This window comes from Sphingobium sp. AP50, from assembly GCF_900109095.1.
In the GTDB taxonomy this organism is placed as follows: Bacteria; Pseudomonadota; Alphaproteobacteria; order Sphingomonadales; family Sphingomonadaceae; genus Sphingobium.
In genome coordinates this window covers 1-13735 of the sequence record NZ_FNYZ01000019.1, presented here as the reverse complement: position 1 = coordinate 13735, position 13735 = coordinate 1, and the positions used below count along the sequence as shown (strand labels likewise).

Annotated in this window: 10 protein-coding genes and 1 pseudogene; 9 read left to right on the top strand and 2 right to left on the bottom strand. The window is 61.3% G+C overall.

The genetic code is table 11. From position 1 onward, the window contains the following. Positions 1 to 135 precede the first annotated feature (135 nt). The 9 genes from BMY84_RS22855 to BMY84_RS22815 all read left to right on the top strand — a co-directional run bounded on the left by BMY84_RS22855 (position 136) and on the right by BMY84_RS22815 (position 11371). Entirely contained in the window at positions 136 to 1122 is a 987-nt protein-coding gene (locus BMY84_RS22855) for a PhnD/SsuA/transferrin family substrate-binding protein (protein ID WP_256215383.1), read from the top strand. A 137-nt stretch (positions 1123 to 1259) separates the two neighbouring features. Next, a complete protein-coding gene (locus BMY84_RS22850; RefSeq protein WP_093086864.1) occupies positions 1260 to 2285 on the top strand; it encodes an amidohydrolase family protein in 1026 nt (341 codons plus the stop codon). 2 nt (positions 2286 to 2287) lie between these two features. Further along, complete coding sequence (locus BMY84_RS22845) at positions 2288 to 3136, top strand: amidohydrolase family protein (RefSeq protein WP_177204141.1); 849 nt, start codon at positions 2288 to 2290, stop codon at positions 3134 to 3136. A gap of 50 nt (positions 3137 to 3186) precedes the next feature. After that, positions 3187 to 4476 carry an MFS transporter gene (locus BMY84_RS22840; RefSeq protein WP_093086862.1) on the top strand — a complete coding sequence of 430 codons (1290 nt, stop codon included), beginning with the start codon at positions 3187 to 3189 and terminating at the stop codon, positions 4474 to 4476. A gap of 79 nt (positions 4477 to 4555) precedes the next feature. Continuing rightward, the gene (locus BMY84_RS22835) at positions 4556 to 5554 is read left to right on the top strand and encodes a DODA-type extradiol aromatic ring-opening family dioxygenase (RefSeq protein WP_093086860.1); all 999 of its coding nucleotides are present in this window, start codon (positions 4556 to 4558) and stop codon (positions 5552 to 5554) included. Between the two features lie 44 nt (positions 5555 to 5598). After that, the gene (locus BMY84_RS22830; RefSeq protein ID WP_093086859.1) at positions 5599 to 6456 is read left to right on the top strand and encodes an HpcH/HpaI aldolase family protein; all 858 of its coding nucleotides are present in this window, start codon (positions 5599 to 5601) and stop codon (positions 6454 to 6456) included. A 1-nt stretch (position 6457) separates the two neighbouring features. Continuing rightward, entirely contained in the window at positions 6458 to 8002 is a 1545-nt protein-coding gene (locus tag BMY84_RS22825; protein ID WP_093086857.1) for an acetolactate synthase large subunit, read from the top strand. Between the two features lie 30 nt (positions 8003 to 8032). After that, a complete protein-coding gene (locus BMY84_RS22820) occupies positions 8033 to 8929 on the top strand; it encodes a phosphate ABC transporter substrate-binding protein (protein WP_093086855.1) in 897 nt (298 codons plus the stop codon). 192 nt (positions 8930 to 9121) lie between these two features. Beyond that, complete coding sequence (locus BMY84_RS22815) at positions 9122 to 11371, top strand: TonB-dependent receptor (protein WP_177204140.1); 2250 nt, start codon at positions 9122 to 9124, stop codon at positions 11369 to 11371. A 61-nt stretch (positions 11372 to 11432) separates the two neighbouring features. On the opposite strand, the gene BMY84_RS22810 is transcribed toward BMY84_RS22815, so the two are convergent. Next, the gene (locus BMY84_RS22810; protein ID WP_093086852.1) at positions 11433 to 12374 is read right to left on the bottom strand and encodes an NAD(P)H-dependent flavin oxidoreductase; all 942 of its coding nucleotides are present in this window, start codon (positions 12372 to 12374) and stop codon (positions 11433 to 11435) included. A gap of 232 nt (positions 12375 to 12606) precedes the next feature. Then, positions 12607 to 13428 (bottom strand): annotated as a pseudogene (locus tag BMY84_RS22805) (IS5 family transposase). Between the last annotated feature and the right edge of the window lie 307 nt (positions 13429 to 13735).

The window sequence follows — 13735 nt, the reverse complement described above, 5'->3', positions numbered from 1 at the left end:
CCGAAGCATGGAATAGGCCTGCAACCAGCTGATTGAAAACAGGTCGCGGCTCTTTGGTAACATGTCGGGGTGCGTTGACTAATATGCCGGCCAAGCGCTTCACCATGGGCGTCAAAAATGAGCGGGAGAGTCCCTGTGTCGAAGGTTCATCTAAAGATCGCCGTTGCGGATCATCCGCATACCTCTGCCATTCGGGACGGGTCGATCCCAATCGAGGGGGTCGATGCGGAGATCGTCACCGTCAAGCCGCAGATTGGCGCGTTTCGGCGGATGGTCCGCGATCTGGAATTCGACGTGTGCGAGATTGCGCCCACGACCTACATCATCGCCCGCGCCTATGGGAAGAAGTTCAAGGCGCTGCCAATCTTCGTGGTCCGTCGCTTCCACCATTCGGGCCTGCTGGTCCGTCCTGATGCGGGCATAGTCAGCCCCAAAGATCTGGAAGGCAAGAAGGCCGGCGTGCGCGCCTATTCAGTGACGACGGGGGTATGGACCCGGCAGGTGCTGATCGACGAATATGGCGTCGACAACAGCAAGATAAACTGGTTCGTCGATGACGAGGAGCATGTGCAGGAATTGCAGCTTCCTGCCAATGTCAGCCATGTGGCGGCGGGCGACAGCCTGGCCGACATGATGGCGCGCGGCGACATCGTCGCGGGCTTCGATGCGGCGGCGGGCATCGGCCGCACCGGCGCGCCGACCGGCGGCTGGCAGGAGGTCGAAGCCAATTATCCCGACCTCTTCCCCAATGCCGAGGCACTGGAAGCGGATTATTATGCCCGCACCGGCGTCTATCCGATGCACGGCACGATCGTCGTCAAGGACAGCGTGCTGGAAGAACACCCATGGGTCGCCCGCTCCATCTACGATGCCTTTACCAAAGCCAAGGATGATTGGGTCGCCAAGCTCAACAGCGGCGAAGCCACCGGCGCTGGCGCGGACAAATATCGCAAGCTCCAGACGATCGTCGGCCCCGATCCGCTGCCTTATGGCATCGAAGCGAACCGCGCGACGATCGAAGCGCTAGAAAAGACCGCCTTCGACCAGGGGCTGACGCCGCGCCGGATGAGCATGGACGAACTGTTCGTCGATCCCGAACAGGTGCCCGCGCTCACCGCCTGATCCCGCTACCGGGCGGACGCAGAGATGCCGTTCGCCCGGAACAACTCTTATCCCGCTATGCCCGGATTCAATGCCGCCGCTGCGCGGTCCGGGCCTAAGCCAGACACGACAAAAGCCGCCCAGCGGACGGAGAGATCATGATTATCGATTGCCACGGCCATTTTACTACCGTGCCCCAGTCCTTCCGCGACTGGCGCGCCAGACAGGTGGATTCCGCCAACGATCCTGTAAATGCCCCCAAAGTTTCGGACTGTATCGTCACCGACGATGATATTCGCGAAGGCGTGGGCAATGGGCAACTCAAGCTCCAGCAGGAGCGCGGTAGCGACCTGACCCTTTTCTCGCCGATCGCCGGCCTGATGAGCCATCATCTGGGCAATGAACGTACCAGCCTGGAATGGGCGACGATCAGCAACGATCTGGTCCGCCGGGTGTGCGATATCTATCCCGACAATTTCGTGCCGGTGGGCATGCTGCCGCAATCGCCGCTGGCCCCCCCAAAAAACTCGATCCCCGAACTTCGGCGCATGGTCAACGAACTGGGCTTCGTCGGCGTCAATGTGAACCCCGATCCGACCGGCGGTTACTGGACCGGCAAGCCTTTCACAGACAAAGAATGGTATCCGCTGTTCGAGGCGATCTGCGAACTGGACGTGCCCGCGATGGTGCATGTCGCAGCATCCTGTAATCCCAACTTCCATGGCACCGGCGCGCATTATCTGAATGCCGACACGTCGGTCTTCATGCAGATCCTGCAATCGGACCTGTTCAAGGACTTTCCGACCCTGCGCCTGATCATTCCGCATGGCGGCGGCGCGGTGCCTTATCATTGGGGCCGCTATCGCGGCATGAGCCTGGAGATCGCCAAGCGCCCGCTCGAAGGGCTGCTTGACAATATCTTCTTCGACACCTGCGTCTATCACCATCCCGGCGTCGAACTGCTGACCAAGGTGGTGCCGACCAGCAATGTGCTGTTCGGGTCGGAAATGATCGGCGCGGTGCGCGGCAAAGACCCGAACACCGGCCATTATTTCGACGATACCAAGCGCTATGTCGACCAGTGCGACGCGCTCAGCGACGCCGATCGCCAGGCCATCTTCGAAGGCAATGCCCGCCGCGTCTATCCGCGACTCGATGCGCATCTCAAGGCGAAGGGGCTCTGATCATGCGCATCATCGACATTCACCCGCATATCATTTCCGACGACGCGACCCGCTATCCGCCCGCGCCTTTGTTCGGCAAGCGGTCCGACTGGTCGCAGGAGCGGCCCTGCACCGTCGACGCGCTGATCGCCGCGATGGACGAAGCCGGGGTCGACAAGGCGGCCGTCGTTCACTCCTCCACCACCTATGGCTTCGACAACAGCTATGTGGTGGATGGCTGCAACCTGTTTCCCGACCGGCTGATCGCGGTCGGATCGGTCGATGTCGCTGCGGGCGACGCGGTACCGGTGATCCGGGGCTGGGTGGACAAGGGCCTCAAGGGCCTGCGCATCTTTACCGGGGGATCGACCAAGGATTTCGATCCGACCGAACTGGAAAACCCGGCCGCATACCCGGCCTGGGAGGTGCTGGGCGAACTGGGCGTGCCGATGTGCATCCAGACCGGTCCGATCGGACTGCCGCAGGTGACGGACCTGGCGAAGCGCTTCCCCAAGGTCAACATCATCCTCGATCATCTGGGTCGCCCCGATGTACTGGATGGACCGCCCTATGCCAATGCCGACAGCCTGTTCGCGCTGGCCGACATTCCCAACATCTACCTCAAGCTCACGCCCCGCATCTTTGGCGATGTGAAGAAGGAGAAGGCCTCGGCTGAGACTTTCTTCCCGAAGGTCGCGGCTGCTTTCGGCGCAAATCGCATGGCTTGGGGTTCGAACTTCCCGACATCGCCCGGCACGCTGGCCGATATCCTCGCGACCGCAAAGGCCGGTCTCGCTTCGCTGAGCGAGGCAGACCAGCAATGGATCTTCGGCAAGACAGCGCAGACACTCTATCCCGCTCTGGCGGACTGACGACGCTCTGGCGTCCCGAAAAATAACGAATGCCCATAAGGAGAGGGTCCATGGCATCATCCCCATTATCGAAGGAAACCGCCGTATCGGCGGCGCGCGTGCCGGAACTCTCTCCTGCCGGGCGCTGGCTGATATTGTTCCTGTTGGCGACCGGCGTTCTGATTGCCTTCGTTGACAGGACCAGCATCTCATCCGCGCTGGCGGACCCACCCTTCATCCAGCATTTCGGCCTGTCCGATCTGGACCGTGGCTGGCTGAACTCCGCCTTTTTCTGGTCCTATGGGCTGGTACAGATTCCGATGGGCTGGCTGGTTGATCGCTACGGCGTGAAGGTGCCATACACGATCTGTTTCGTACTCTGGTGCTTGGCGACGGCGGCCATCGGTTTGGTCGATGCTTTCGCGACCCTGCTGACCATGCGCCTGCTGATCGGCGCGGCTGAAGCGATCGTCATGCCGGCCAGCTATCGCTGGATCAAAAACAATTTCAGCGAACGGCAGAATGGAACGGCGGTCGGCATCTTCGCCATGGGCAACAAGTTCGGCCCGGCAATCGGCGCGCCGGTCGCGGCCTGGCTGATCGTCAATTATGACTGGCGGATGATGTTCATCCTGACCGGCGTGGCGGGCTTCATCTGGCTGATCCCCTGGATTCTGACGGTGCGGAACGACTGGCCGACGGTCGAGGAACGAGAAAGCGCGAAGAAGAAGGCATCGGCCGTGACTATGGGCGCGATCCTGAGAAGCCCGCTTGTGTGGGGCGCGATGATCGTCAATTTCTGCTACGGCTATTTCACCTTCTACTGCATGACCTGGATGCCCGCCTATCTGGTCGAGGAACGCGGCCTGTCGCTGAAGGAATCCGGCCTCTACACCTTTTTCAGCTTTGCCGGCATCGCCATCGTCGCTGTCATCGCGGGCTGGGTCGCGGACAAGATGATCGAGCGGGGCGGCGATCCGGTCTTCGTGCGCAAGGCCTTCGTCATCGCCGGCTTCATCGGCGCCTGCACCGTCATGCTGGGCGCCTATGCCCCCAGCCTGTCGATGGCGCTGTTCTGGAACGTCTTCTCCCTCTCCTTCCTGGGCCTGGCGACCGCGAACAATCTGGCGCTCTGCCGCCTGACGCTGATCCCCAAGCCAGCGATCGGGCTGGTGACGGGCGTGCAGCAGGTGGCGACATCGCTCGCAGGGGGCGTTGCGGCCAGCCTGTCGGGATGGCTGCTGCACGTCAGCGGCGGATATGACCTGCCGATGCTTGTGATCTTTGTCTTCCTGATCATCGGGGCAGCCGCGACCTGGATTTTGCTCCGCCCGCAATGGGCACCGAAAATATCGGAATAAGCTATCGCGCCGGACCTGCTTTGGATTGGTCCGGCTTCTGCGCAGCACATAGTCTGCGCGCCCATAGACAGAGGATTTTATGGCAAAGATCGTGTTTGGGATGGCGGTGCCGCACAGCGGGATGCTGGGGCAAAAGCCGGAGGACTGGCTCAATAATGGCGACCGGGATCGCAATAATCCGGAACTCTGGTTCCAGAACCGCACCTGGACCTATCCGGAACTGGAGGCGCATCGCGGCGCGGCGTTCGAGCCATTCCTGACTATCGAGGAGCGCACCGAGCGCGCCACCAAATGCCGCGCGGCGCTGGACGAGATGGCCGAAGCCTACAAGGCGGCGAAGGTCGATGTCGCGATCATTCTGGGCAAGGACCAGAAGGAAATCTGGCCCGACCAGTCCCCGTCGATCACCATCTACACCGGGCAGGACGTGCATAACGGCCCGCCCCAGCGCCCGGTCTATGCCCCCGACCATCATGTCGTGCATCAGGCCTATCCTGACCTTGCCACCTATCTGATCAAGACCTTCCAGAAAGAGGGCTTCGACCTCAACGACCTTCAGGCCTGGCCCGAAAATGTCTGGATGGAGAAGAATCAGGGACGCAAGGCAGACTATCCGGTCGTGCCGCATGCCTATAGCTTCGTCTATCATCAGATCATGGGCGACGATGTGCCGCCGCATGTGCCGGTGCTGTTCAACCTCTTCTATCCGCCGACCCAGCCGTCCATGAGCCGCTGCATCGAATTCGGCCGCGTGCTGCGCGACGCGATCGAGGCCTGGCCGGAAGATGTCCGTGTCGCGGTGATCGCATCGGGTGGTCTGTCGCACTTCGTCAATGACGAGGCGTTCGATCGCGACGTCATGGGGAAGCTGGCCGCCTATGACTATGAGGGCCTCGCCGCGATCCCGGACGGCTATTATCAGTCCGGCACATCGGAAGTGAAGATCTACTCGATCGTCATGATGGCGCTCCAGCATACCGGCGCGGAAATGACCCTGGTGGACTATGTCCCCTGCTGGCGCACGGCGGCCGGCACCGGCGAGGGCATGGGCTTCATGTACTGGAACGCGCCCGAATAAACGGCGCGCTTCCCCCTTCATTCAGACAAGAACGGACGACCGATATGACCGACACGCGCCTCAATGGCGTCATCCGCGCCTTCGAAGCCGGCAAGCCCGCCTTCACCTGCTTCGCCAAGGTGGACAAACTGATCGCGCAGGAAATGACCGATGCCCCCTATGACGGTGTGGTCTTCGAAATGGAGCATAATCCCTATGATGTTTCGGCGCTGGGCGACGCGCTGCAATATATGCTCAACCGCAAGAAGATCGCCGAAACGGGGTCGGTCGCCCCGTCGGTGACGCCGCTGGCGCGCATCCCCGCCAATGGCGGCGAGATGAACCAGTTCCAGGCCAAGCAGGTGCTGGATCGCGGCGTCTATGGCGTGATCACGCCCCATGTCTCGACCGTCGAACATGCGTGGAACGCGGTGGCTTCCTGCCGCTATGCCAAGCCGACGGGCGCGGCCTATTATGAGCCCAAGGGCATTCGCGGCGACGGGCCTGCCACCGCCGCGCGCTACTGGGGCCTCAGCCAGGCGGATTATTACGCCAGGGCAGACGTCTGGCCGCTGGTGCCGCATGGCGAGCTTCTGGTCGGCATGATGTGCGAAAGCCCCGAAGCGATCGAAAATCTGGATGATATCCTGGCCAATGTGCCGGGCATCGGGCTGGTGTTGATCGGCGAGGGCGATCTCAGTCAGGCGCTGGGCTATCCGCGTCAGTATGAGCATCCCGAAGTCGTCAGCGCGATGAACAAGATCGTGGAGGTCTGCAAGAAGCACAATGTCGTCGTCGGCAACCCGCACACCAATGCGAAGAATGTCGAGCGGTTGATCGGCGAAGGCTATCGCTTCCTGATGTCCGCCCCGTCGCGCAGCTATGGCGTGGTCGGTCAGGGCCGCGAACTGGCGGGCTATTGACATGAACGGCGCCGAAAGCCTCGTCAACACGCTGGTCGATCAGGGTGTCGACATCTGCTTCGCCAATCCCGGCACGTCGGAAATGCATTTTCTGGCGGCGCTGGAAAATCCCCGAATGAAGAGCGTGCTCTGCCTGTTCGAGGGGATTGCGACCGGCGCGGCTGATGGCTGGTACCGTATGAAGGACCGCCCCGCCTCCACCCTGCTCCATCTGGGGCCGGGGCTGGCGAATGGCCTTGCCAATATCCACAATGCCAGGCGCGCCTCGTCCGGCATGGTCAACATCATCGGCGAGCATTCGGTATCGCACCTGCGCTACGACCCGCCGCTCCAGTCGGACATTGAGGGGCTGGCGCGGCCACTCAGCCATTGGGTGCGCCGGGCCGACAGTGCATCGACCATCGCCTGGGACGCGGCGCAGGCCGTGGCGACCGCGTCCGAACATCCCGGCAAGATCGCGACCCTGATCCTGCCCGGCGACACGAGCTGGCAGCAGGCGCAGAGCGCGGTAACACTGCCGAAGATCGTGAAGATGCGCCCGGCCCCTGCCGCCGCCCGGATCGACCATATCGCGCAGATCCTCAATTCCGGCGAACCCACACTGATCATTCTGGGCAACAAGGCAACGCGCGGGCGGGCGCTGGAGTTGGCGGGCAAGGTGGCTGCTGCCACCGGCGCTCGCCTCGGCTCGCAATTCTTCACCGCCCGGATCGAGCGTGGCGCGGGTCGCACCCCGATCGAGCGCATCCCCTATGCCGTGCCGCAGGCGATGGCCTTCCTCGACGGCTTCAAACATATCATCACGGTCGAAACGCGCGAGCCGGTCGCCTTCTTCGCTTATCCCGACAAGCCCAGCCTGATGAAGAAGGAAGGCACGATCGTCCATCCGCTGGTCGAGGATCATGAAGATAGCATAGCCGCCTTCGAGATGCTGCTCGACGCGCTAAGCGCGACCCATATCGCGCCGATCATCCAGCAGCGGATCGAAACGCCTGCCCCGACCGGTGCGCTCAATCCGCTCAGCATCGCCCATGCGCTGGCGGTGGCGTTGCCGGAAAACTGCATCCTGGTCGATGAATCGCTGACCACCGGCCGCGAATCCATGGGCCACACCATGGGCGCGGTGCCGCATGACCTGATCAACAATATGGGCGGCTCCATCGGCTATGGCACGCCAGTCGCCACCGGCGCGGCGCTGGCCTGCCCGGATCGCCGGGTCTTCTGCATGGTGGGCGATGGCAGCGCCATGTATACGATCCAGTCGCTCTGGACCCAGGCCCGCGAGGGGCTGAACATCACTACCGTCATCTTCGCCAATCGCACCTATGCCATCCTGAAGGCCGAATATGCCAATATGGGCGCGGGCACGCCGGGCGCACAGGCGATGGCGATGATCGACATCGACCGTCCGACCATCGACTGGGTCGCCATGGCGAAAAGCATGGGCGTGCCCGCGCTGGCCGTGGAAACGGCCGAGGATTTCACCAGAGCGATGCAGAATTCGGCGCGCGAGCCGGGGCCGTCGCTGATCGAAGTCAGACTGTAAACATAGTCTCTTGCATAAGGGGTAGAGGATATGGCGACCACCGCCGACGACGTGCTGACTCTGCGTACCAACCTGGCCTTGTCGCCGATGACCAGGGCTATTCATGAAGGCCGGGTGACGTCCGACATCGTGAAGCTCGACTGTTGCGGGCCGGATCCGGCGCAGAACGGGTTCAAGGACATGATCCGTCGCAACATGTATGATGCCGGTGAACTGGCGATCGTCACCTATTTGCAGGCGAAATGCTATAACAAGCCCTATATACTGCTGCCTGCGCCGGTTTCCGGCCGGTTCCAGCATCATTGCGCCGGGTTCAACCGCGAGCTGGGTCATATCGACCCCAAGGATATCGAGGGCAAACAGGTCGGCGTGCGCACCTATGCCCAGACCACGGGCCTGTGGATACGCGGCATCCTGCAACATGAATATGGTGTCGATCTGGACAAGGTCACATGGATGACCGTGGGCGAAGGGCATCTGGAGGAATATAGCGACCCCGACAATTGCGTGCCGCTCCCCAAGGGATCGAATATCGGCCAGATGATGCTGGACGGCGAACTGGCCGCCACGCTTCAGGGCGTCGATTTGCCCAAGGATCCACGTGTGGAACGGCTGGTGCCCGATCCGTTCAATGCCGCCAAGGACTGGTTCGCGCGCGAAGGCGTCGTGCCGATCAATCATATCTTCGTCGTCCATCAGGACATTTCGAAGAACCGGCCGGACGTGGTGCGCGAAATCTATCGCATGGTCGAGGAAAGCCGCAACCTGACCGAAGGCGGCCTGCCCAATCCCTTCCCACCCATGGGCGTCGAAGCGAACCGCAAGGGCCTGCAACTCGCCATCGAATGGGCCTTCGAACAGAAGATCATCCCACGCAAGCTCAACGTCGACGAACTGTTCGACGAAACCACCGGATCGCTCGGATAATAAAGCCGAAACAAGGCGGCGGAAATCGATAGGCTTCCGCCGCCTTTCTTATACGTCAGAAAACCGCTTCCATTATAACAAAGACAAGCAATTCCGAAAAAAGGAATTGAATATAACAGCGCACCATGGGGAGGACACATCATGCGCCGCTGCAACTTTTCAATAACCGCCTTACGGGGCGGGCTATCAGTCATGGCCGTTGCCCTGACAATGCCTGCCCTTGCCCAGACCACTGAACCGCCCGCGGCCACGGACGGTGTCTCCGAAATCATCGTGACCGCCCAGAAGCGCGCCGAAAATGCGCAGAATGTGGCTGTTGCGATCACCGCGCTGAGCACGGCAGACATTGCCGCTTCTGGCGTTACCAGCACGGAGGATCTGCGGGCTGCGGTTCCCGCGCTCAATGTCACCACGGCCGCCGGCGGTTTCGGCCTGCCGCGCATTCGCGGCGTCGGCGCCACCGGTCAGGGCGCGGGTATCGAAAATCCCGTCGCAGTGTATGTCGACGGGGTCTATTATGGTTCTGCCATCGGTGCGCTTCAGTCCCTGTTCGACGTGCAGCAGGTCGCAGTGCTGAAGGGGCCGCAGGGCACATTATTCGGTCGCAACGCGACGGGTGGCCTGATCCAGATCACCACGCGCAAGCCCAGCTACGACTATACCGCATCGGGCCGTTTCGGTTACGGCAGCTATGATACGGTCAGCGCGGCGGCATTCGTATCGGGGGGCCTTGCCCCTAGCCTCGCCTTCAGTCTGGCCGGGCAATATGAAAATCGCGACGACGGCTATGGCAAGAATGTCTATACCGGCAACGATATCCAGACCGACCGCACCTACTCGCTGCGCGGAAAATTGCTCTGGGAGCCGGGCGATACGACATCGATCGTCCTGTCGGGCGATTATTTCGGGCGGCGGGCTGCCGACCCCGCCTTCGTCACCTTCAGCCGCAACAGCGCCGGGCAGGATGTGCCCGCCGTCATCAAATCGCTGGGTGGCGATCCGCAGCGCGACATTTATTCCGACTTCGATCCGACGCTGCGCGGTAGCCAGAAGGGCGTCAGCCTGACGATCGATCAGGAACTGGGCGGCGTGAACCTGCGCAGCATCACCGCCTATCGCAAGACCCATTTGCGGACCTTTTTCGATCCCGACGGCACGGTGCAGCCGCGCCTGCGGATCGACAATAATAATCGCGACAAGCAGTTCACGCAGGAAATCGACCTGATTTCCGACAATGACGGACCGTTCAACTGGGTCGTCGGCGGCTTCTACATGAAGAGCAGCGCGGGCCAGTATCCCGGCCGCACGACGGGCCTGACCACCTTTGGCGACAATGGCTATTCGGACGATTTCACCGACATCGGGCTGGAATCGATCGCCGGTTTCGCCGACGGCACCTATGAGCTGGGCGAGAGTACCAAGATCACGGCGGGCCTTCGCTATACCTACGATCAGCGGGATATCGATGCCCAGCGCGTCGCCTATAATGGCGCAACCGGTGTGACGACGACAACCGACTATGATCAGGCGGAACGGACGTTCAAGAAGCTGACCTGGCGCCTGTCGGTCGATCATCGTTTCTCTCCCGAAGTCATGGCTTATGTCAGCTATAATCGCGGCTTCCGCAGCGGCACCTTCGTTCCGCAGATTGCGACACCCTTCAATGTGCTGGAGCCCGAAGTCGTCGATGCCTATGAAGTGGGGCTGAAAACCGATCTGTTCGACCGCAAGGTTCGACTGAACGTCGCCGGCTATTATTACGACCAGTCGGCGGTGCAGGTGATCCAGGTGATCGCTGGCGTCAACAATGTCTATAATGCGCGCAAGGGCGCCCGTATCTACGGCATCGACGCCGACCTGACCTGGCAGGTGAGCGACAATCTGCGCCTGTTCGGCGGCTTCAACTGGACCGACGCCCGGTACAAGTCCTTTACCGACGCGATCATCTCCATCCCCTATCCGGTCGCAGCGGGCTTCAGCCCCTCTTCCTATAGCTATGTCGACAGCAAGACGGGCGCGACCGTCGCCAACACCAGTTGTCTGGGGACATTCGGGGCGCCGTCGGCGCAGCTTGGCGGCAACTGCCTGCTGCGCGGCGATGCTTCGGGCAACCGGCTGCAAAATACGCCCGAATTCACCGTCAGCCTGGGCGGCAGCCTGGATATCCCCACCAGCGCAGGCACCTTCACGTTGGCAGGCAATTATTATTATAATGACGGCTTTGTCGCGACCGCCGACGAACGGGTGAAGCAGCCCAGCTATAATACGGTCGATGCATCGGTGACGTGGAAGGAGCCGGGCGACAAATTCTATGTCCGCCTGTGGGGCAAGAACCTGACCGACGCCTTCTACCGCAGCCAGATCAGCGCCACCAACAGCGGCGACAATGGCTATGCCGGCGCCCCGCGCACCTATGGCGTGACGCTCGGCTTCGATTACTGACTTCGACGCCTGGACACGTCGCAGCGCCCCCGCCGGTTCACCCCGGCGGGGGTTTCCTTGTTCAGGGGAAGGCGCAAATCCGTTCGCGCGCCGTCTGATATTCGTTTTTCAGCCGACCGATGAGGTCCGCCGCTGGAACGACAGCGTCCACGGCGCCGATCCCCTGCCCGCATCCCCATATGTCGCGCCAGGCCTTCTTGCTATCGGTCATGCTGGCGAAATCCATCTTCGATGGATCGGACGAAGCGAGATTGTCGGGGTCCAGTCCCGCACGGACGATCGATCCACGCAGATAATTGCCGTGCACGCCGGTAAACAGGTTCGAATAGACGATGTCGCTGGCGCTGCTATCGACCAGCATCTGCTTATAGGCCGGATCAGCATTGGCTTCCTGCGTCGCGATGAAGGCCGACCCGATATAGGCCAGATCAGCGCCCATCGCCTGCGCCGACAGGATCGCCGCGCCATTGGCGATCGAACCAGACAAGGCCAGCGGACCATCAAACCAGCTACGAATTTCCTGCACCAGAGCAAAGGGCGACAGGGTGCCGGCATGGCCGCCGGCACCTGCCGCCACGGCAATCAGCCCGTCCGCACCCTTTTCCACCGCTTTCCTGGCGAACCTGTCGTTGATCACATCATGCAGGACGATGCCGCCATAGCTGTGGATCGCCGCATTGACCTCTGCCTGGGCACCGAGCGATGTGATGATGATCGGCACGCGATATTTGCAACACAGTTCCAGATCCTCCTGCAATCGGGGATTGGACCTGTGCACGATCAGGTTGACGGCAAACGGCGCGTCACGGTCTGTCAGTTCCGTCGTCAGCCGTTGCAACCATTGTTCGAATACCCCCGATGGACGGGCGTTGAGCGACGGGAAAGCGCCGATCACACCAGCCCGGCATTGCGCCATCACCAGATCGGGCTGGGATATGATGAACATCGGCGATGCTATGGCGGGAAGCGCAAGCCGATCCTTGAAACGATCCAGCAGGGACATGGGGATATCAGGCTCCTTTACGATTATCATTATGCGCCGGTCAGGGACGCGAATCCCAGGCGGTTGCAAGGTGCATACTGATCTTCCAGCCTGTCTCCTAGCCGCTGAAGGCCATAAATCGGGCGGGCAAGCGGCATAATGCCCACGCATTTGCCATGCCGTAGCGTCGATACCGGAAAGAAATTTTTCGCACGGTCACTGGCGGCATCGCGTCTTAGAGCGGTTTGGAAAATCAGGGGTGAACGTTTCGGCGTAGCAGATTGCCGCCCACGGCGACGAGGATCATGGCCTGCGAGACGTCGATGCGCTTTTCGTAATCGCGGACCAATCGGCGCCATCGGATCATCCAGCCAAAGGTCCGCTCAACGACCCATCGTCGGGGCAGAACCTTGAAGCCCTGCTACTGATCGCTGCGTCGAATGACCTCGACGACGAAATCCAGATAGCTTGCCTTGTCCATGAGCTTGAGGCGGTCATAGGCGCCATCGGCGAAGAGATGCTTGATCCAGGGCCAGCGTTTGCGGATGCCATCGAGGATGGACTGGGCACCCGCGCTGTCCGAAATGTCCGCAGTGGTCAGGTTGACCATCAGCAGCCGTCCATCGGTATCGACGGCGATATGCCGCTTGCGCCCGACAACCTTCCTGCCTGCGTCAAACCCACGCTTTTCTGCCGATGGCGCCTTGCCCCACTGGCTGTCGATCACTGCTGCGCTCGGACTGGCCTCCCGCCCTTGGCGCTCGCGATCGAGCATCAGTTCGATGTCATGGATTGTCTGGAACAGGAACCTGCGAGCCAGTTCCCGGAACCAGCCATAGACCGTCTGCCATGCCCCAAAATGGATCGGCAGCATCCGCCAGCCACAGCCCGACCGAACAAGGTAGCGCACGGCGTTGATTACCTCGCGGAAATCCACTTCGCGCGAACGGCCCCGGCGCCCCGGTTTGGGCATCAGGGGCGCCAGGCGATCCCATTTTTCATCGGTCGGACCACCGGGATAGCGCTTCGTCTTCTTGGCAATAGTCGCGCCACCGCCAGCCCCGTCATCGATCAAGCCGCCTAAGCGCTCCACTGTGGGGGTGTTTTAGCGCTTACGATGTGGCTGAGGTGGGCGTGTGATTACAATTTTGTCACCTGGCGGGGCTGGCTGGAGACCCCGCTGCGCTGGTATTTCGGGATGGTTATGGACACAACAAAAAGGGCGCTCCCTAACAGGAGCGCCCTTTTTGTGTATGGGATATGTGAATGGGTTTTATGCGTTTTTCAACAAAGCGCGAGCTATAATGCCTGGCGACGCCCTACTCTTCCGGGGCTTGAGCCACAGTACCATTGGCGCAGTCAGGTTTCACGTCCGAGTTCGG